This window comes from Bacillus sp. AFS040349, from assembly GCF_002577655.1.
Taxonomy (GTDB): domain Bacteria; phylum Bacillota; class Bacilli; order Bacillales; family Bacillaceae; genus Metabacillus.
Map to the genome: position 1 here is coordinate 1 of NZ_NUMC01000038.1, position 20,610 is coordinate 20,610.

Sequence of the window (20,610 nt, forward strand, 5' to 3'; positions counted from 1 at the left end):
GTTGTTGGGTGTGTGGTAACCTCAATTATCCATAGAATTTAGGGGGTGGCAATTTTTTTGCTTAAAAAGCCCTCTATTATAGGATTTTATAGCCTATTTCTATATAAAGTTTTGACAATACGGTATTTTAAAAAGGAGTTTTTTTATGAATTTAATTTTAACAATTCTCTCTGCTTTAGGGTCTTTTATAGTAACCAATATCGATGATATTTTTGTTTTGATGTTGCTGTTCTCTCAGGCAAGTTCACAAGCGAAAGCAAGTAATGGCCGAACGGTTAACATGCAGCCGAAGGGAAACCGTATTTACCCTAGAGATATAGTCATTGGCCAATATCTTGGTTTTGCACTTTTAGTTTTAATCAGTCTCTTAGCAACATTTGGAGTAACACTCATTCCTGATCAGTGGGTAGGTTTACTAGGATTAATCCCGATCTACTTAGGAGTTAAACTGTTTATAAAGGGTGAAGATGAAGATGAAGGTGCTATTCTTTCTAGTTTAAATTCAGGAAGATTTAACAAACTCTTTATGAGTATAGCCTTCATCACATTTGCCAATGGTGGAGACAATATTGGAATTTATGTTCCGTTCTTTTCTACTTTAAATAACAACCAACTGGTCATTACAGTTATTACTTTCTTTATAATGGTTGCGGTCTGGTGCTTAATCGGCTATCGTCTAGCAAGATTCAGATATGTTTCTGAAACACTCGAGAAATACGGCCGATGGGTTATTCCAATTGTTTTTATAGGATTAGGCCTTTATATCATGGCAGAAAGTAATATATTTTCTAACCTATGGGATCACTTCGTAAATTTTGAAAATAATTAAATTCTCAATTAACCGTAATGGTTTACGATCATTTTACTGATAAATCCCGTTTACTTTTAAAGTATTAAGTATAATTCTTTATAGAAAATAGAACTCCGAGGTGACGACTTTGTATTGGATCATTATTCTCACAGTAAGTATTGATCAATTATGTAAATATTTAGTTCGAAATTTTATGGATTACGGGCAATCCATTCCACTTATCAATGGTGTTTTTCAATTAACATCTCATCGCAATGCGGGTGCTGCCTGGGGAATTTTTTCGGGACAAAAAATTTTCTTAATTAGCATTGCAATTATTGTTATAGTCGTTGGTCTTATTTATTCTCGTAGAGTAACTGATAAGCTAACGCGTATAGCCTTTGGCTTATTTATAGGAGGTGCAATGGGAAACGTTGTAGACCGTTTAATTTTTGGTGAAGTAACAGATATGTTCGAAGTTACATTTATTAATTATCCAATTTTTAATACTGCGGATGTATTTTTAGTTAGTGGAGTTATTTTATTCCTTATTAGTACTTATAAAGAGTCAAAATTAGAAAGTAATCAATCTTAAAAAGAATCTTCATTGTTTTCGTATTTTATATATATGGGTATAATGGGGACAAAGGAGGGTGGAAGTATTGAAAAAATTACTTACGTCTATAGTAGCTGTTGCTTTATTTCTAGGTATTGGTACTGCTGCTTTTGCACATTCAAACAGCACTCCTGGTCAAGGGAACGGAAATTGGCAACAAATGATGGATTATTGTTCTGAAATGATGAATTCTTTCATGAATAATCATCAAAACAATATCCAGCATGAAACCTCCACATCAAAGAATTTAAATATAGAACAGACTAATTCAAATGATAGTACCACGAATAACCACCAGAACCAAAACCATTCTATGTATGACGATTGTTGATAGGAAATAAACAACAAAAAAGAAAGAGCATGGGCTACAATAAATGTCCAAGCTCTTTCTTTGTTTAGCAATAAAAAATAGATTCTCCTCAAAACCAAAACAGTTTCCTATTGTAGCTTTAAAATAAAGTTTAATCAAAAACGTTCAACAAACCCATATTCTACGGCACAAAAAAAGAATCCATTTTGAAAAAAGATTGATCAAAATGGATTCTCATATCAATACTTAGTTCAATTTTTCATAAAAAAGTTTGATCATTTCGTTAAAGATGGATCTTTATTTAGGTTAGTTCTTTGATATAGATCGTTACATTCCCCAAACAGCAACTACCTTGAGGATTGTTTACTTCACAACCACATCGGTTTTCACTTATATTTTCACGAATATGTTCTACTGGATTAGGAGTAATTCCACTTTCAGCATATTGTTTAATTTTTTCTTTTGTCCAACCAAAACAATAGCAGACAGGAACAACTGTGGCATTATCTTTTTGATGAACAGAAACCTTAATTTCTGACTTTAGATACGTTTTTTTATCCGTATCATAATAAACAACACTACAATCTTTTGACGAACAAAAATAATGAGTTAAACCTGCATTCAATGTACCTAAAATTGTTGGTTTTAACATTGATTTTAACGTAATTATTTTTACTTTTTTCCCTTTTACATTACAAGAAGGACACAACTCATTACTACTACTTTCAGAAACTTGTCCTTTTGTAGAACAACAATCAGACATATTCTACGCTCTCCCTTTTTATTGGCGTGGTGAAATAGCATTGTCGGTACACCAATTAAACATATACCTGCACCTACCTAGTCATATAAATCTGGTGCTTCTTTATCAATCTTTTTTATAAATTATCAGACTTTGTTATAAATTATCAAACTTTAAAATAAGCCACACTAGTGGATATGAGGAGCTAATTGCTCAAACATCCAATGAAGCCCAAAATTCAAAAAAACCCCCCCAAAAAAGAAGAGAATAATGGGCCTATCCTCTGTCGCATTCACAACAGGTAATAAATCAGTTAAAGCTATGTATAAAAATATACCTGCAGTTAATGAAAGTGAAATGGCAAGAATGCTACTTTGTAAAGAAACGAGTTCTGTTAGAAACAAAGCTGTTGTAGCCCCCACTATGGTAGATAAACCTAATAAAACAGATGCGCTAATAGCCTTCTTTTTGCTTTTCAAGCTTGTAAATACAATGGAGGATATAGTCAGGTATCTTATGTAGTAGGACGGCAATTAATACGACAAAACCTAATCCTTTGTTTATTGCAAAACTAGCTACAATTGATAAACCATCAAAAAAAGTGTGTATTATCATGCCTATTAATGCACCATACATTGTAGTATGGGTTTGAGATTGATGTGTCTCTTCTCCAAAATGAAAATGAGGTGCTACCAGCTGTTGAAATAAAAATATGATGCCAAAACCTAAAATGATATAGATTGAACTTGATTCCATTATTTCTAAAGCTTCTGGTACTAGATCCATAATTGCAATTGAGAAAAGTAATCCGGAACTTAGTGCCATTAGGGCATGTAAACTTCTTCTGGACCAATTTTTCTTAAGAAAAATAACAAAACCGCCCAAAACATTAGCTAAAGCTGCTGTTATTACATAAAAAATGATTTCCCTTTCCATTAATCGTCACTCCATTAAAATAATAAAAATAATTCGACCTGCACATGGTGCAGGTCATTCTAAATATAAATATGCTACTTTTACGAATTATTTTTTATTCAGCTGTCCATAACTCCTTTCAGCTGACCTCTTTGAATTCTCGATTATAAAAATATCTAAACGCTACGATGGATAGGAGTACCGACACAGCCGCGAATACCGCCAAAATAAGAGACTGTTGCCACACTATACTATAATCGCCAATTCCAATAATTTCACGAAGTCCCGTTACAGAGTAGTACATAGGCAGCAAGCGCTGAAATGGCTGCAGTTCGGGTGCAATTAGTTCCACCGGATAGGTCCCTCCACTAGTTGTCAACTGAAGGATCAAAATTATCACAGCAACAAAACGTCCTGGATTTCCAAAAGTGGTTACTAAAAATTGAATGATAAACATAAAGGTAAGACTGGTTATTAAAGTAAACAAGTAAAAAAGTGGTACACTTGTTACTTCAACGTCCAACCCAAATAAAATAATTGTTGCAGCAATTATTGACTGTAATAATGATACGGGTAACAGTACGGTTAACTTGGACGTAAACCATTGAAATCCGGATCTAGGTGCTCGTACCGGTTCTTTCATTGGAAAAATGATGGACAACATTAATGGACCAATAAACAATCCTAAAGATAAAAAGTATGGAGCTGAACCGATACCATAGGTTGAATCATCCGATACATTGCTACGCTCGATTGTTACTGGAGAAGCAAACAGTCTATTGCGAACACTATTATTGGTTTGGATGTTAGAAACTTGTTTTTCTCCTTCGCGTAACCCGCTTTCAAGAGAATCAAGTCCTGATAAAATTTTTTGTTCACCAGCAGACAGCGAGTTTAAACTAGTGATGATTTCTTTCCAGCCTGTTTCAACAGCAGTCATTCCCTCCGTTAGCTTAGCTGCCCCAACATTGATAGCTTCACTGCCAGCAGAAGCATTTATCATCCCCTCTGCAGCCTTACCAATCCCTTGATTTAAATTTTGCTGTCCATTAGAAAACTGGCTAAAGCCTTCCTTGATGTCCTTTTGAGCAGCAAACAGCTTTTCAGATGAATCGGTAAGTTTTACCTGGCTATTCTTTATTGTTTCTAAAGAAGAGGATAAACGCTCTAGATTTGTTTGGATTTCTTGTTCCCCTGATTGTAAGCTCCTTGAAGACGTAGAAAGATTTTCGGCAGTTCTAAGGAGTGCTTGAAACTCAGGGTCTTCTTGCAATTCCGGTTTTTTAGCTGCATAGCTTCTCATAGCACTTTCCAAATCCGCCATTCCTTGAGTTAGCTGTCCTTGGGCAGCTACTGCTTCAGAGTGTTTAACTGATAGTGCATTTGCCCCGTCAGCTACCTCTTTAGTTCCTCCCTTAAGTTTTTGCTGCCCACTATTGAATTGATTTAGATTATCACCAAATGTTTGTAAAGAGTCACGCATAGTTGCTGTATTCTTTGTTAACCTCTCAGATCCATTACGAATGTCAGCCATTCCAGTGTTCAGTTGCTGAAGCCCATCCGACAATTCAGATGTTTTCTCCTGAATTAAAGATGTACCCCTTACCAGTTCACTAAGAGACGTACTTTTTTCCTGCATCGTATTTATAAGGCTGCTCGTACCAATATAGAGCTGGTCCATTCCTTCAGAAAGATTTTTTGTTCCTTCTGCACCTTTTGCAAATCCTGCTCCAACCTCACTGAATTTTTCAAACATTACTTCCGTAAACTTCTCTGTAAGATTTTCAGATATTGTTTTGCGAAGGTTTTCCGCTACAGTATCTGTTATTTTAGTCGATACGAAGTTATACCCTTGATTTGGTATGTATCTAAGCTGGGCATGTTGCGGACTTGGGGCTATTATACTGGTTGCATTTTTAGAAAAGTTCTTTGGAATTTCAATGACAGCATAATACTTGTTTGTTTTAATTCCTTCTAAGCCTTCTTCTTTAGACACAAAACTCCACTTGAGCTTTTGATCTGATTTTAATTTGCTGACTATTTCATCTCCAATCGAAATTCTTTCATTGTTATAGCTAACCGGCCGATCTAAATTAACCACTGCCACAGGCAAATTCTCGACTTGTCCATAGGGATCCCAGAAGGCCCAAATAAACATACCCGCATAAATAATTGGCATAAATAAAATGGCTATAATCGGAATTAACAGCTTCTTATTACGAATAATAGCTGACCACTCAGCTCGCATACTTATCTCTCCTTAAACTAACCACTATAGGTATTGATAAAAGACCATAAAATTCTTCTTAAAGATATTGTAAATTTTGACTAGACATTTAATTGCTAACCCATTAGTATCCATTTATTCCTTTAAATCAAAAATAATTCAACCTGTACTTGGAAAAGTCCAGATCTCCTTCTTTAAATTATTATTTTTTATTCAGCATATGAATAGCATGTCCCATAACACCTTCAGCAGCTTCCATCAGTGGCTCAGGTAAAGTTGGGTGTGCATGAATCGTAAGGCTGAGATCTTCTGCAGTTGCCCCTGACTCAATTGCAAAAACTGCTTCAGCAATAAGAGATGATACTTCTGGCCCTACCATTTGTACACCTAACACCCGATTAGATTCTTTATCCGCCACAACTTGTACAAAACCATCGGCATCCGAAACAGATAAAGCTCTTCCGTTAGCTTGGAATGGAAAGCGACTAGAAACCGTTTCATATCCTTCTTCCTTTGCTTCCTTCTCCGTTAAACCTGTATAAGCTACTTCAGGATCGCTGAAAATAACAAAAGGCATAGCCTGAAAATCAATCTCGCTTTTTAACCCACTTATCACCTCTGCAGCTATCTTACCTTCGTAACTAGCTTTATGAGCAAGGAGGTAACCACCAGCACAGTCCCCGATCGCATATACATGTTCAACATTTGTTTGACATTTATCATTTATCTTAATAAAACCGCGTTGGTCTAATTCAACCTCGATATTTTCCAATCCAACTTTTCCTGTGTTCGGTTTTCTTCCAATGGAAACTAAGCAATAATCCCCTTTAATTATCTCTTCCTTTCCATTAACCTGAACACGAACGTTTACTTCATCGCCTGTATTTTCTCCGCCTTGGACTAAAGCATTCGTTATAACTGTGATTCCAAGTTCCTTTAAATGACGTTTTACTACATTCGTAAGCATAGGGTCCGTACCTGGAAGAATTGTATCTGATCCCTCAAGAATGGTCACTTTAGCCCCAAATTTAGCATAAGCAGTTCCCAACTCCAAACCGATATAACCACCACCTACTACAACTAAATGTTTTGGTACTTCTTGAAGCATCAATGCCTCAGTTGAAGAGATAATTCTTTTTCTATCAAATGGCATACTTTTTAACTCAGTAGGTAATGATCCTATCGCAAGGATTAAGTCTTTGTATGAAAAGAATTGTTCTTCGTTACCAATTTTGATTTTGGCAACATAGGGTTCAGTAAGATAAGCTTCCCCACTAATGACTTCCACTCCATTGCCTTTCAGTAAAGTCCGAACTCCATTCGTTAGTTTATTTACTATACCGTCCTTCCACTTCACTACCTCAGACATTTCTACTTCAACTACACCAGAAACCTTTATCCCCATTGAGCTGGCATACTTTATGTGTTTTACTCGTTCAGAAGCACTGATAAGAGCCTTTGAAGGTATACACCCACGGTTAAGGCAAACCCCTCCTAATTCTGCTTTATCCACTAAAACCACCTTTTTCCCTAACTGAGCGGCACGTATAGCCGCCACATAACCTCCTGATCCTGCGCCTATCACTAACAAATCTAGTTCTTTTTTCACTTCAACAGTCATTTCAGTTTCCTCCTTCGAATTTATAAAAAATAAAAATTTTAGTCTCATGTGGATACCAATATGTAATATAAAGCTGCTGTTTTTACTTATACCCAATCTTTCCATTTTTAATTAGGCTGGATATTTAGAAGTTATACTATTATTGATGACATCATTATTAGAAAAGGCTTTCCAATCTGTCTGGAAAGCCCTTTTTAGTCCTTTTCCCTTTATTCTTTAACTCTCATTAGTCGCAAACCATTTAGTGCTACCAGAAGGGTTGCACCCATATCAGAAAGGATAGCAATCCAGAGGGTTAACCAACCTGGGATAACCAATATTAAGGCAATAAATTTAATAGCAATTGCAAAAGTAATGTTAGCTTTAATTATATTTAGAGTTTTTCGGCTAAGTTTTACAGTGAATGGAAGTTTTCTTAAATCGTCACCCATTAGAGCGACATCTGCTGTTTCCAGGGCTGTATCTGTACCAGCTCCACCCATTGCAATACCAACTGTTGAGGCCGCCAATGCAGGTGCATCATTGACACCATCTCCTACCATAGCTACATTGCCATACTCGGATCTTAACTGTTTAATAAAGTCTAATTTGTCCTGTGGCATTAATTCTGCCTCAATATCAGATACTCCAACCTGCCCTCCGATAGCCTTAGCAGTACCTTTGTTATCACCTGTAAGCATAATTGTTTTTTTGATTCCAAGTTGATGTAACTTTTGAATAATTTCCTTACTTGATTCACGAACTTCATCAGCAACTGCAAGAATTCCAAGTATTTCTTTTTCGGTTCCAATAATCATGGCTGTTTTACCTTGATTTTGAAGAGTAGTAACATTTTGCTCTAAGTCTTTATCGAAATTAGAAATTGCTAATTCTTTAAAGAGTCTCGGGCTACCGATATAATAAGTCGTCCCATTTACAATACCTTTGATACCCTTACCTGTAATAGAAGAGAAGTCCTCTACCTGTACGTCAGAATAAGAAATGTTCTCCTCTTCTGCTTTTTTCATAATCGCAGATGCAAGTGGATGCTGAGAACGATACTCTAATGCAGTAATGATGGATAGTAATTCTTTTTCATTCATCTGATTGTTCAACACATTATAATCAGTTACAGCTGGAACCCCTTTTGTTAAGGTACCTGTTTTATCAAATGCTATGGCCTTTAAGGCACCCATTTCTTCTAAATACACTCCGCCTTTTACAAGTACACCTTTTTTCGCAGCATTCCCAATCGCTGAAACAATAGAAATCGGAGTCGATATGACCAACGCACATGGACACCCAACAACTAGAACAGCTAATCCTTGATAAACCCATGTTTCCCAACTGCCATCAAAGAGTAAAGGAGGGACTACCGCAACTAATGCTGCAATGATCATAATGATCGGTGTGTAATATTTGGCAAATTTATCGACAAATGCTTGCGAAGGAGCACGTTCTCCCTGTGCTTCCTCTACAAGATGAATAATTTTAGAAATCGTTGTATCTTCTACAAGTTTCGTTATTTTTACTTCAAGTAATCCTTCTTCATTTAAGGTACCTGCAAATACTTCATCATCAACTGTTTTCTCAACAGGGACTGATTCACCGGTAATAGCTGCTTGGTTGACTGCAGAGTAGCCACTTACGACTACACCATCCATCGCAATCTTTTGACCAGGTTTGACAATCATAATATCCCCAACAGCAATATCATCGACATGAATCATTATTTCTTGTCCATTACGTCTAACGAGTGCCTCTTTAGGAGCGATATCCATTAATGAACGAATCGATTGTCTTGCCCTATCCATAGAGAATCGCTCAAGTGCTTCACTGATTGCAAAGAGAATAACAACAATGGCAACTTCTGCCCATTCTCCAATAATAGCACCACCTATAACAGCTACTGTCATAAGGGTTTTCATGTCAAATTCAAAGCGGAGTAAGTTTTTTAAACCGACTTTAAAAAGTGACAACCCTCCGATAACCATGGATGCTAAAAACAATAAGGTAGTAACAATGTTCTCTTCTCCATTCACATTTGAGGAAAGGTAACCAAAGGCGATCAATAAAGAAGCATAAAGTAGAGTACTGTGCTTTTTATAAAACGGCACTTTCTCTTCTTTCGTATCTTCTTTTACCTCTTGTGAAACTTGGCGAGCAGATTTTTCAGGAGTCACTTTAAGATTCTCGAATGCACCGGCTTTTTCTAGTTCTTCAATTGTTGCATTACCGTAAACAGCAATTTTAGATGCACCAAAATTTACTTTTGCATCCTCTACTCCAGGAAGCTGTTTTACATTATTCTCGAATTTTCCTGCACAGTTTGCGCATGTAAATCCTTCAACACGGTATACGTTTTTGTCCTCTTTAACCTCTGATTTAGCTTCCCGTCTTGGTTTTTCAGGAGCCACTTTAAGATTCTCGAATGCACCAGCTTTTTCTAGCTCTTCAATCGTTGCATCACCATAAACGGATATCTTAGATGCTCCAAAATTCACTTTTGCATCCTGTACTCCTGGAAGTTTTTTAACATTATTTTCAAACTTCCCTGCACAATTTGCGCATGTAAACCCCTGAACGCGGTAAACATTTTTTTCAGCCTCTAATGCTTTTGCTTCAGACAATTTTTACAACCTCCTTATGATGTGCAAATGCAACTTGTATTAGTTGCTTTACATGCTCATCATCTAATGAATAGTAGACTAACTTTCCTTCTTTTCGATAATTAGCTAATCCAAGATTTTTAAGTAACCTCAAATGATGAGATGTAGTGGCAGTTGTAGCACCAACAATATTTGCTACATCACATACACACAATTCATCTTCTAAAGAGAGACTATATGCAATTTTAATCCTAGTATCGTCTGATAATGCTTTAAAAATTTTGGCTACTTCCAAAGGATTTTGTTGGATTAGTTCATTTTTAACTCTTATGACTTTTTCGTCATCTATACACGTAACTTCACATGCATCATTTTGCAAGTTTTCCACCCCACATCAATCAAATGTTTGTTTGATTATTATTATATGCAAACAAAAACAAATAGTCAAATATATGTTTGAATATAAATCAAAAAATATTTTTTATATTTTTTAGTTTGTAATAAATAATTCTAATATATAACTAAATTTAATTTCCATTTATGTAGAACACCTAGAATGAGTACGTCAGGTAAACACAGATTTAAACATAGAGTTTTTTTCACCATAAAAGGCCCGATTTCTCCCGTGTTAGAAAAATCAGGCTTTGTTTTTTAAATTCTCAATAAACATTAGGGGGTCTACCTATAAAACGGTTTTCCGATAATTATGGAGTCACTTTTTTATTTATCTTTCTAATGAATATCCATAATTTAGTGTGATTATACCTTTCGTTTAACATTCTTTATCACTACTTTACTATGTGGAATACTTGGTATGCTCACCATGCTGTAACTTAAATCCTGGTTAGGAATTTCATATTCCATACGCTTGGCCAGATAATCAAGACTTACTTTCATGACTTCAATGGTGACCCACTCTCCAGCACAGCGATGACCCATAAAGTAATCACCACCACCCTGCGGAATGAAGCCAAATGGGCTTCCTTCCCATTTAGCAAACCGATCAGGACTGAACAAATCTGGGTTTTCCCAAATTTCAGGGTCATGATTTGTGCCATAAAGATCCAGTAAAGTTAATGTACCTTCTTCAAATTTATAGCCGTTCCAGGTGAAATCTTTTTTTACCAATGCTACGACAAACGGAAAAAACGGATAAAAACGGCGAACTTCCTGTACAAACATCTGAGCATATTTTTCATCAAGGGATTCAAGTTTCTCCCTTTCTTCCGGATAATGATACAATGCCAGCGCAGTGAAATTGATGAATATAGCGATCGCCACAATAGGTCTCAAGATATTGATCACTTCCACAGCAGCAGTCTCGGTATCCAAAAGATTCCCTTCTAAATCGCGATGCCAGGCAAATATATGTAAAGCTGTATCTTCTGGAGGATTTATTTCCTCATTACGCACCTTATCAACCAACTCACCAATCCAATTTTCTACTTTATTTCTTGCATTTCTCGCTAGCCAATGATTTGGACCAACGGCAGCCGGAGACTCGAACATCGCCGCCAAGTCTTTTGTCAATTCCTTAACATCGTCTTCTTCCAACGGGACACCTGCCCACTGGCAGGCTGTTCTGCATAGGATTTCTTTTACTTCTTCATAAAGAATAACTTCATCCATCTGTCCCCATTTATTTAGTGCTGTCTTCCACTGTATTTTTGTAATGTTTGTTAAGTTTTGAAGTCCTTTAGGAGACATGATGGACATAAACATTTCTTTCCGATGTTTGTGATCTTGTCCATCCAATGCCTGCACACCATTCTTCCCAAACAATGTTTGAACCGCCCGGTTCGGTGCTGCATCTTTCCTTTTGAATTTTTCAGTGTCATAAAAAACTTTCGCAGCTTCCTTTCCTACCATGCAAATCGCTTTCTTTCCTAACAATCGGGTCTCAAATATATCAGAATTAAAACTTTTACGTCTGTTCAAAATGTACATGTATCCTTCTCTCATAAGGCTTAAGCTATGATCTATGCCCTCTTCCCGAGGCATTTGATTTGTATCTGCCATATCATTCATCTCCATTTTCATTAGTGATGTTTTTATTCTTTGTAACTTTTCCCTATTTACTCATAAAAAAACTTGGATCACATACCACATATTGAACATTATCAAGATAAAGAAAATGGCTGCCGACTTTGTCGACAGCCTGAGACCCTAATCCAAATTAGGGTCTTTTTATTTTTTTTGTTTATTCTGAGTGTGCCCTGTTTAAAATGTAGTAAAATCAATGGGTTGTTTCGACTGGAAGATCCTTTTATACTAAATTAACAGCAATCTATATTTGATTTTTTCATCATTTTCTTACAATCTTTCATTTTCATTTTTCCATTTTTTGTCATTTCACAACAATCCATTTGACAGTTCATTTCCTCACACATTTCCATACATTCTTTTTTTGATTGACAACAATCCATCTCTTCCGATTGTGCTGCATAAACAGAACCACTAAATGCCATCACTACTAAAAATGCTAAAGAAAATATTATTTTTCTCAACCCTTTTCCCCCTTATGTAAAAATGATTGATGTGTCCAATGGTATTATACTATACCGCTAATTAACACTCACTAGATTTCTAACACTACAAACATAAGAAACGAGAGCTTAGGATAACAAGCTCCCGTTTTAATAGAATTAGTAAGCTTTATATTGGTTGAACACCTGATCCACCACAACAACCACATCTTTTGCCACCATGACAACACGGACAACATCCACTTCCCTGACAATGAGGACATCCTCTCCCACTACAACAACAGCACATACCAGCACCACCACAATAACGACAACATCCTGCGCCTTGGCAGCAATGACATTTATGCATACATACACCTCCATAAGATAACCACGCATAGTATATATATTTACTTGGTGTCAAGTTTAAACATGCCTATCTAAATTAATAATTTAGTTATAATAAATACTCTATACATTTCTAGTTATCACCCCCTTAATCGCTAAGGGGGTTCAAATTGTCACAATTTATGGTCATTTAACATCTAATTTTTGATTTTTGGTGATGTTTTTCATAGTGACCCCTTATTCTTTAAATCGTTTCCGGACCCCATGACTGTAAGTTTCTCTTTAAAAAGAAAAGATATATCGTAATTCTTAGGAAGATCTTTCAATTGGCAGACGTTCTTGCATGTTTAGCTTAAATGTCCCATACGGGTTTACATGGGCATAGATTAATGGTGTTAAGGCTCTAAAATCCTCAGGAGTTAACTTTTGAAGAAGAGATTTATTTTGTTCCAAAAGTACCTCTTGAATCATCAGTGTATTAATTAACACCAAACAGTTTTGAAGAAGATGGAGAGCAAGTACAGCGACTTCTTGATCTTCCATTCGGTTTGTTTGAATTTCTCCTCCTTTTCCGTAAAAAATAAAGCTATTGGCTGAGTTCCAGTTTTCAACGACATTTAACCCTTCATGGATTTCTCTTCGGACTTCTTCTGATGATAAATACTCACAAAGGAAGATCGTTTTTAACACTTTTCCTAATTCGCTGAGTGCCCGATACGTTGGATGCCCACTATTACGAGTGAAACGCTTGAGAATCGCCTCTGTTTCAGCTGTACCCAATCGTAAAGCAGTTGCATATTTAATCATTTGATCATACTGTTGTTCAATTAAACTCCATTTAATCGCTCTTGTTAAAACAGGCTGTAAGTTTGGATATGAGTCTTGCATGCCTACATCTGGACGATACAGTTTTTGAGCATGAATGGCTTTAAATCTCGGCATTAGTTGGAATCCAAGCAAATGACAAAAAGCGAAGGCAACTTCACTTTGACCGTGTGTATCCACGTAGTTTTTTTCTACTTCCATATTTGTGCAATGACGAAGTAACCCTTCGATCATAGAAGCTACTTCTGATGAAGAACAGGATTTTAGTTGCGAATAAATACATGTAGAGTTCTTTTCCACGTGCCAATAAATCATTACTCCACGTCCCCTATATCGAATATGCCATTCAGTCAACAAGTTCTGATCCCAAGCCCCAAACTTTTTACTATCAGACGCACATGCAGTTGTTCCTTCACCCCATACTTCTGTTACACGAGCATCTAGAATGGCATTGGTTACCTTTGAAATGGCTTGCCGTAGGTTCTCTTTATGGATGAATTTCCGCCGTACATAGAGTAAGTCCTTGTAACTTCCCCCATGTTCACCAGCCGCAATTCGCTTTAATCCTGTGTTTGTTCCCAATCCATATAAGCAAAGAATAAGTCTTCGTTGCAGTGTTTCCTTATCAAGGATCTCACGATTACCTAGCGTTTGGAACACATCTGTCAGATGTACACGTAAATCTACCTCTTTTAAAATATCCAAAAGATTGGTCATGGGCCAACGCTTCATGACCTCTGCCTTTACGAGATTTAGGTTAACCGGTTCAGCCTGTGCCTGTAAAGGTGACACAGAAATCCAGCCATTTCCCTTACTCAATATACGTACCTTGGAGTTATTTTTAACACTTCTATTTAATTTCTCGAGAGCCGTATTCATACTCTGTTTCAGTTCGTGAATAAGTGTTTGTACTTCAAGGGGCTTACAAAGCGCTTCATAATGTTTTTCTCTATTTTGTTCAAAATCTTTTGGTAAATCTTCCTCTGGGTTTCTATACCGATCAGCTCCGACTACCCATACTTCTTTACAACGTAATCGATCTCGCAGAGCTTGGAGTACACAGATTTCATAATTCATTCGGTTTACACGGTTTGTTTCTTTATCAATGACCGTATCAATCCAACCTGGCTTAACGATTCCTTCAATTGGGATATAATCTGTTTCATTATATGTATACTGATTGGTAAGCTTATATTGTGTAAGTAAATCAATTGCATCTATCACAGGTCGATGCACATCATTATTGGATTGAAATTCTAGAATATCAAGTAAAGCTGGAACCATTCTTCTGTAATGAGTACCGTAGGAGGATCTCATAACAGTATGTACTTTTTGTTTATAGGAGGGACCTGTATGTTTCATTTCCTTCACAATATCTTTTAATTTATCTTCGCCTACGACAGGAAATAAAACATCTCGCACAATACCGTCTGGTTGTTCCACTGCCTTTTCAGCCATGCGGAACAATACGTTTGTCTTCCCACTTACTTTACGAAAATCCCGTAAAAATTCTTTTTCTACTTTTCGTTCCGCCCGAGCACCGATTCGATGAACAATTTGGATAATGAGCTCAACTAAGTTATCCGTAATTTCTCTACCTCTACACCAAAAGAAAGCTGCCAACAAAGTATAACGGATCGGATCAGGATGCCTGCGCAACTCTCTAATATCTTCAGAAACAGCTCGCTGTCTGTACGTTCGGATCATCTTGGGTGAAACACCGTAGAATAAATTTGGTGGAAGCTGTATATCTCGTACTGTTCGTAGTTTTTCTATCTCTTGAAATAAACTGTCTAACCCGATTCTTCCAGGATCAGATACAAGCTCTCGGAAACTAAGAATGGTTTGATCTTTTTCTATCTGTTCTGTATGGGACCAAGTACGTATAAACGTATCTAACTTAGATTGAGAGTGATCAGAAAGTTTAGAGTAAATGGATTGAGAAATCCGGTCCTCATACTGATAAATGGCTGACTTGATGTTTCGCTCTAAATGGTCATGAGCTGGGGGAACAATTTGTTGTTTTCTTAGGTGATGTAGTACATGTTTTCTTACTCTGTCTATTTGTAGCTCCTGCGGTAAGATGTTAGCCTGAAGCCAGGATTTTACTTGTTCCATATCAGTAAGGGTGCTGTCCCTAAATCCCATGTAATCGCGAATTTGAGCACGATGATATTTAATTGACCTTCCGTCCCAATCGTACGCTTGAAATAAATCCGCAGGTACATCTACTTGCTTGGCAATGTATTGAATAACATCTTTACTTATTTCCTGTTTCCCTTTTGGAAAACGTCCCTGATATTGAAAGAACTTTAGTAGAACGGCAAACCCCAGTCGTGTTCCTCCATATCTGTTTCCGAGTAAACGCATTTCTTCTGGAATAACGGTAAAATGTTCAATAAGTTCTTCTAAGTCCCAATTTTGCTTCACTTTGTTTTTCCTCCTTATCATACGTATCAGCAAAATCTTATAGGAATTCAGAATATAAAAAAAGTCCCTAGAGTCAGGACTGAATCAATAAAAAGATTTACTTTGCCCCTGGTTGCACGAACGCTGGTACTGGGCCTCTTTGTGATTTTTATTGATTATGCATGATTTTATACAACGTTGATAGATCAACTTTTTCAGGGTATTCACTTACTTTTTGTTAGTGGTCTTTTTGCATAAAATCCTGTATGAAAAAAGAGTGTATATTAAGATTTTCTTGGATACTTTTGGGGTTCTTCAAGGAGTCGTTGTTTTTAAGTGGATATTTTTAGTCTGTTCCTGTTCCTGGGCCGTTAATATTAATTCTATTATGTTTTAAAACTTCCCCTAAATTATCTGCTTGTTTATTTTCATTAGGTTTAGTCATTCCAGATTTCTTTTCAAAATAAACGGTAATACCACCAATAATAACAATAGGTACTAAGAAATATAACCAAATCACAGAAAAATACCTCCTAATTTTTTATTTACTCATTACATCATATCATGATGTTAATGAGTTCCCTATTTTTAACAATTATGTTAGGTGGGTGTACAAGTATTTTGTAAAATATACATTATCTTATTTATATGTCATTAATATATAAATGTTTCATTGTTGTTATTGGAAAGGGGTTAGTACCATATATACGAATCCCATACACTAGTATTTAAAGATGAATTATAACCTACATAATCAGGGTCATCCATTTTGCCATTTTCTCTTATCTCACCCATTGATTGTTCAGTCATAGTGTGTTTTCCACCTTCTGGACAAGGCACATAATATTGTGTGATAACCTGATCTTCTTCTTTGATTGAATGTTCATGATTAGATGCTCAAAACATCGTGATAATAATACTCTTCTTCATAAAAATCCTCCTTAATAAAATTTTATAACTTTAGAAATTTATTTAGTAATTCGAAATAAATAACCATATACATCTGAAAAATCCAATAAAATACAATTTTAGTATTTTATACCTATAAACATATTCAACAATGTAAATTAACCTATAGAAAAGCCACCCTAGTTATATAACAAGGATGGCTTAGTTTAGACTTTAGTAGAAAGTTAAAGTGGTATCTTAGATACTACTTTTCTCTAAGTTAATTGTATTAAGCTTTTTTCAACTTATTCTTCAGTTCTTGCAAGTTTTTCAGCACCCTCTGGACTTAAATTGATTTTAACTTTGAATATTGATAGATTTTGATTTGAGATTTTCCCTGTTACAAGACATTCTTTCTCAGGCTGATAGGATTTTAAAATGATTTGATCGTTATTTACATAAATGGCAAGCGAATTGCTTTCTTCAATTTCCATACTTCAAGTAGTCCTCTTGGAAGGGTTATTCTTCCTAATGGATCGGTTTTTCTTACGATTCCTGTGGATCTCATTTTAATTTCTCCTTTTAAGAAAACCACCCATGTCAGGCAACTAGGGTGGTTGGTTTTAGACCATTGCTATCCTTTATAAATGCCTCTCCCTCTTGGTGTTACAGCACTAAGAGTCTTTTTTATTATATAGCTATAATTGAGTCTTGATCTACACTTTTTATCTTTCCAACTCTGAATGGTTTTGACGATAATTCTTTCTTTTCTTTTTACTTTCATACTCTTGAGTTTTTGTTGTCTATTCATTTCTTTTCCTGCTATTTCAATGCCTTTGATAACTGCATCTAATAAGCCAAGTCCTTTTTCTTGGAATTGAATTTGCTCTTTAAATTCAGGAACTTTGACTTCTATTTCACTTAATATATTTTTTTGACTTTCAAACTTAGTTCTATCTGAAATGCCTTCTTTGTTCATGTATTCTTGATAGTTATTACGAGCAATGACAGCACGATCATACTCTTGTTTTGCTGATTTAGAAATAAGCATTTTGCCTTTTAAAAATGGATTGTTTTCATATTTTTCAACAATCGCTTGGTGTTTTTCGTAATTTTTCAAATAACCTTCGGCACGCTGCAAGCGTGACTGGTTACGATTAACACGAGCAATCTCTTTATTTAATCTTTCAATCTCTTGCTTTCGGTTATTTACAGTCTTTTTAATATTCTCGATTGGAACAGTCTTGCCTTTACCGTATTTAGAATTAACCTCTACAAGATTCTTAGCTGTTTTAAAGCTGATATAACGCATTTCAGGACGTTTAGGATAAAAAAAAAGAAGCCACTTGACGAATAAAAGCATTTTCAAGGGCATTCTCGGCTTTCTGAAGAACATCACGTTCAGAACGGATGTATTGACGAGTGTTTTTGTTTTTCTCCAGGAATCCTGGAAGTTCTACTTCATGTTGTGTTTTAACCTGGTTAAATTCTATTTTGTTATTGAAACTAAGCTTATCACGGTGATAATTCAATTTTTCATCATGGAATTTAATTTCGGTTCTTGCTTTCGAAATATCTTGTTCAGCTTTCTCTTTTATGTTTCGATTTTCTTTTAATTTCAATGGATTAAGCCAATTAATACTCTCAATTCTCTTTTCAGCTTCTTGAATCTGTTTTTCGAAAGAGTCAATCCATCCGAAATGTTCTGAAGCCTTTCTGATCGTCTCATCTTTCCAACGAATATAGCTGTCATTTTTATTTAATCGTTCATCCCACTTATCAAGCTGTTCACGTCTTTTCGTGATGTTCTCAAAAGAAGGTTCATCCTTCAGAATTTTTGTGGCATTTTTCAAGTCTACACGCTCTGCAGAAGTATTATATTGTTGAGCTTTTTGTTGTTGATCTTGCTGGCGAGCTTTTTCTTGTTCAAGTGCTTGTTTTTCTTCACGGTACTTTTGAAGATCCACAACAAGAGCGTTGTATTCCTGACGATCACGGTTTAAATCTCCTTTTTCCGTACGGGCACCACGCTTTTCCATCTCATGAGCTACGTGGCCAAGATGAACAGTAGGCATCTGTTCAAGTCCGCGTGCTTCATGCGAAAGGTGTGAAATTCGTTATTGAATCCCCTCTTTTTCTAATGCTTTATTTGCATGATTCGCCCATTCCTCACGCCATTGTTCAAGCATTTCTTTCTTGTTCCAGTCACGATTTTTCGGACCGAATCCATCAGCTGAGATTTCTCTTGTAGTTAACATCACATGAGCATGAGGATTTTCTTTATCGTCTCTATGTATCGCAATATCAGCTATCATGCCTTTATTTACGAACTGTTCTTGAACATAGTTTTTAATTAATTCTTTTTGTTGGTCATTGCTTAACTCCCTAGGTAAAGCAATATTGATTTCTCTTGCTAATCGTGCGTCTTTCCTCTTTTCAGATTGCTCGACTTCATTCCAAAGACGCTCCCGATCACGAACCCATTCAGGAGAATTTTGAGGGGCAAGAATCATAGTATCTGGTTGAACTTCTCTACGATAAAATTTCATTTCACCGGTACGTTCATCTGTTAACCGTTCACCTGAACGATAAGAAGCAGAAGCAACAGCAGATTGCCCCTTCCCTCTTGAAATAACCTGTGCAAAAATGATAGATAGCCATGATTCTCACCTCTCTTTCGTCGCTACGCGAATACTATTTTGACCGAAACGGAAAAGGAAGTACCGAAGGTGGTTACTTTTCTGTTTTGGCTTCGCCGATAGGCCCTAAGTGATAAAGGACTGACTCTAGTCCTATTAGTCTCCTTCTATATTAAAGGACTTTTGCAAGGTCAACAGTTGGTGAAAATATTTGTTTAGAAGGTATCTTCACAAAAGAATTTGGGCGGAAAAAGTTAGAATTAAAAAAGGCACTCGGAATAAAATCACTCCGAATGCCTTTTGTCTAAAATCTGAAGTTTGACTCATAACGAGTCGTACCTTGTTTTACATATCCCACACCATTATTAACAGTGTACCAAATATGGTAACTAAAGCAATAATTACTCCGTAATATACATTAGCATAAATAGCTGCTTTATCTTCAGTTTCACCCGCGTGCATAAATACGACTAACTGGAGGCCTGCTTGTAAAAATGCTGTTATTAGCAAGACTGTCATCCCAACTGCAAACGACATATCGAAGAAGTAAATACCAAGTGCAACAACCGTAAGCACTAGAGAAAAGACATATCCCATTACTTGTTTCATCGGAAATAATTCACTCATCTTTACATCATTCCTTTCAAGTAGATGAAGCTGAAGATAAAGATCCACATAACATCAAGGAAATGCCAGTACAAACTGAAAATAAATGCTTTATTAGCGTTCTCTGGAGTTAACCCACGCTTTATAACTTGAATAACAATGAATAATCCCCAGAATAATCCAAGCATTACGTGAGCACCGTGAGTGCCAAGCGTTGTTAATAAAACTGACGTAAATGCACTCGTACCTATGCCTGCCCCTTCATGAACAAATGTTACGAATTCATAGATCTCAATGCCTAAGAATCCTAACCCAAGAAGAAGTGTAACAATAAAGAAATTAATCATCGCCTTCACTCGACCAAGGCGCATCGCATGAATACCAAGACCAACTGTGAAACTACTTGTTAAAAGCAAGAATGTTTCAATCATCACGGGAGTAATTTGGAAGATTTCTGCTCCATCGGGACCAGTTCCCGTTCGATCATATAGTGTAAAATATGAAGCGAAAAGTGTTGCAAACAACATAATTTCCGCACCTAGAAAAATCCAAAATCCAAATATCTTTAAACGGTTTTCCTCCGTACTATATTCTAGTGGTAGCGAGTTATCAATTTTCATT

The 20,610-nt window shown here is 36.1% G+C and carries 21 protein-coding genes; 3 read left to right on the forward strand and 18 right to left on the reverse strand.

Annotation, left to right across the window (positions count from 1 at the left end):
- Positions 1-145 precede the first annotated feature (145 nt).
- From COD11_RS09380 to COD11_RS09390, 3 genes are all read left to right on the forward strand, one after another.
- Positions 146-829, forward strand: a complete 684-nt coding sequence (locus COD11_RS09380; RefSeq protein ID WP_098796502.1) for a CadD family cadmium resistance transporter — start codon at positions 146-148, stop codon at positions 827-829.
- Positions 830-929: 100 nt separating this feature from the next.
- Positions 930-1,385 carry a signal peptidase II gene (lspA, locus tag COD11_RS09385; RefSeq protein WP_412758688.1) on the forward strand — a complete coding sequence of 152 codons (456 nt, stop codon included), beginning with the start codon at positions 930-932 and terminating at the stop codon, positions 1,383-1,385.
- A gap of 58 nt (positions 1,386-1,443) precedes the next feature.
- Entirely contained in the window at positions 1,444-1,737 is a 294-nt protein-coding gene (locus tag COD11_RS09390; RefSeq protein WP_255301577.1) for a hypothetical protein, read from the forward strand.
- Between the two features lie 280 nt (positions 1,738-2,017).
- Here the strand turns inward: COD11_RS09390 and COD11_RS09395 are convergent, their stop codons facing one another.
- The 18 genes from COD11_RS09395 to qoxC form a co-directional block, all read right to left on the reverse strand.
- Positions 2,018-2,479: a putative iron-sulfur cluster-binding metallochaperone gene (locus tag COD11_RS09395; RefSeq protein ID WP_098796505.1), complete on the reverse strand. Its 462-nt coding sequence runs from the start codon at positions 2,477-2,479 to the stop codon at positions 2,018-2,020.
- Between the two features lie 167 nt (positions 2,480-2,646).
- On the reverse strand, positions 2,647-2,937 hold the full coding sequence (locus COD11_RS27425; RefSeq protein ID WP_255301578.1) for a ZIP family metal transporter: 291 nt from the start codon (positions 2,935-2,937) through the stop codon (positions 2,647-2,649).
- A complete protein-coding gene (locus COD11_RS27430; RefSeq protein ID WP_255301579.1) occupies positions 2,912-3,394 on the reverse strand; it encodes a ZIP family metal transporter in 483 nt (160 codons plus the stop codon). The genes COD11_RS27425 and COD11_RS27430 overlap by 26 nt, the downstream gene beginning before the upstream one ends.
- Before the next feature lie 118 nt (positions 3,395-3,512).
- On the reverse strand, positions 3,513-5,621 hold the full coding sequence (locus COD11_RS09405) for a YhgE/Pip domain-containing protein (RefSeq protein ID WP_098796506.1): 2,109 nt from the start codon (positions 5,619-5,621) through the stop codon (positions 3,513-3,515).
- A 181-nt stretch (positions 5,622-5,802) separates the two neighbouring features.
- Positions 5,803-7,221: a dihydrolipoyl dehydrogenase gene (lpdA, locus tag COD11_RS09410; protein ID WP_098796507.1), complete on the reverse strand. Its 1,419-nt coding sequence runs from the start codon at positions 7,219-7,221 to the stop codon at positions 5,803-5,805.
- A gap of 209 nt (positions 7,222-7,430) precedes the next feature.
- On the reverse strand, positions 7,431-9,830 hold the full coding sequence (locus COD11_RS09415) for a heavy metal translocating P-type ATPase (protein WP_098796508.1): 2,400 nt from the start codon (positions 9,828-9,830) through the stop codon (positions 7,431-7,433).
- Positions 9,823-10,188: an ArsR/SmtB family transcription factor gene (locus COD11_RS09420; protein ID WP_090727353.1), complete on the reverse strand. Its 366-nt coding sequence runs from the start codon at positions 10,186-10,188 to the stop codon at positions 9,823-9,825. The genes COD11_RS09415 and COD11_RS09420 overlap by 8 nt, the downstream gene beginning before the upstream one ends.
- Positions 10,189-10,568: 380 nt before the next feature.
- A complete protein-coding gene (cypC, locus tag COD11_RS09425; protein WP_098796509.1) occupies positions 10,569-11,828 on the reverse strand; it encodes a CYP152 family fatty-acid peroxygenase CypC in 1,260 nt (419 codons plus the stop codon).
- Positions 11,829-12,085: 257 nt separating this feature from the next.
- Positions 12,086-12,316 (reverse strand): hypothetical protein, encoded by a 231-nt coding sequence (locus COD11_RS09430; RefSeq protein ID WP_047943204.1) that lies wholly within the window; start codon positions 12,314-12,316, stop codon positions 12,086-12,088.
- Positions 12,317-12,454: 138 nt separating this feature from the next.
- Positions 12,455-12,658: a hypothetical protein gene (locus tag COD11_RS09435; RefSeq protein ID WP_047943203.1), complete on the reverse strand. Its 204-nt coding sequence runs from the start codon at positions 12,656-12,658 to the stop codon at positions 12,455-12,457.
- Between the two features lie 273 nt (positions 12,659-12,931).
- The gene (locus COD11_RS09440; protein WP_098796510.1) at positions 12,932-15,877 is read right to left on the reverse strand and encodes a Tn3 family transposase; all 2,946 of its coding nucleotides are present in this window, start codon (positions 15,875-15,877) and stop codon (positions 12,932-12,934) included.
- A 325-nt stretch (positions 15,878-16,202) separates the two neighbouring features.
- Positions 16,203-16,376, reverse strand: a complete 174-nt coding sequence (locus tag COD11_RS26780; protein WP_176551030.1) for a hypothetical protein — start codon at positions 16,374-16,376, stop codon at positions 16,203-16,205.
- Positions 16,377-17,049: 673 nt separating this feature from the next.
- A complete protein-coding gene (locus COD11_RS09445; RefSeq protein WP_311315562.1) occupies positions 17,050-17,238 on the reverse strand; it encodes an AbrB family transcriptional regulator in 189 nt (62 codons plus the stop codon).
- A gap of 140 nt (positions 17,239-17,378) precedes the next feature.
- Positions 17,379-18,113, reverse strand: coding sequence for a hypothetical protein (locus COD11_RS09450; protein ID WP_141549665.1), 735 nt, complete (start codon positions 18,111-18,113; stop codon positions 17,379-17,381).
- A complete protein-coding gene (locus tag COD11_RS09455) occupies positions 18,067-18,819 on the reverse strand; it encodes a hypothetical protein (protein WP_098796512.1) in 753 nt (250 codons plus the stop codon). The genes COD11_RS09450 and COD11_RS09455 overlap by 47 nt, the downstream gene beginning before the upstream one ends.
- Before the next feature lie 42 nt (positions 18,820-18,861).
- Positions 18,862-19,395 carry a MobQ family relaxase gene (gene mobQ, locus COD11_RS09460; protein WP_098796513.1) on the reverse strand — a complete coding sequence of 178 codons (534 nt, stop codon included), beginning with the start codon at positions 19,393-19,395 and terminating at the stop codon, positions 18,862-18,864.
- A gap of 333 nt (positions 19,396-19,728) precedes the next feature.
- Positions 19,729-20,010 carry a cytochrome aa3 quinol oxidase subunit IV gene (gene qoxD / locus COD11_RS09465; RefSeq protein ID WP_098796514.1) on the reverse strand — a complete coding sequence of 94 codons (282 nt, stop codon included), beginning with the start codon at positions 20,008-20,010 and terminating at the stop codon, positions 19,729-19,731.
- A gap of 2 nt (positions 20,011-20,012) precedes the next feature.
- A complete protein-coding gene (gene qoxC / locus COD11_RS09470) occupies positions 20,013-20,609 on the reverse strand; it encodes a cytochrome aa3 quinol oxidase subunit III (protein WP_098796515.1) in 597 nt (198 codons plus the stop codon).
- Between the last annotated feature and the right edge of the window lies 1 nt (position 20,610).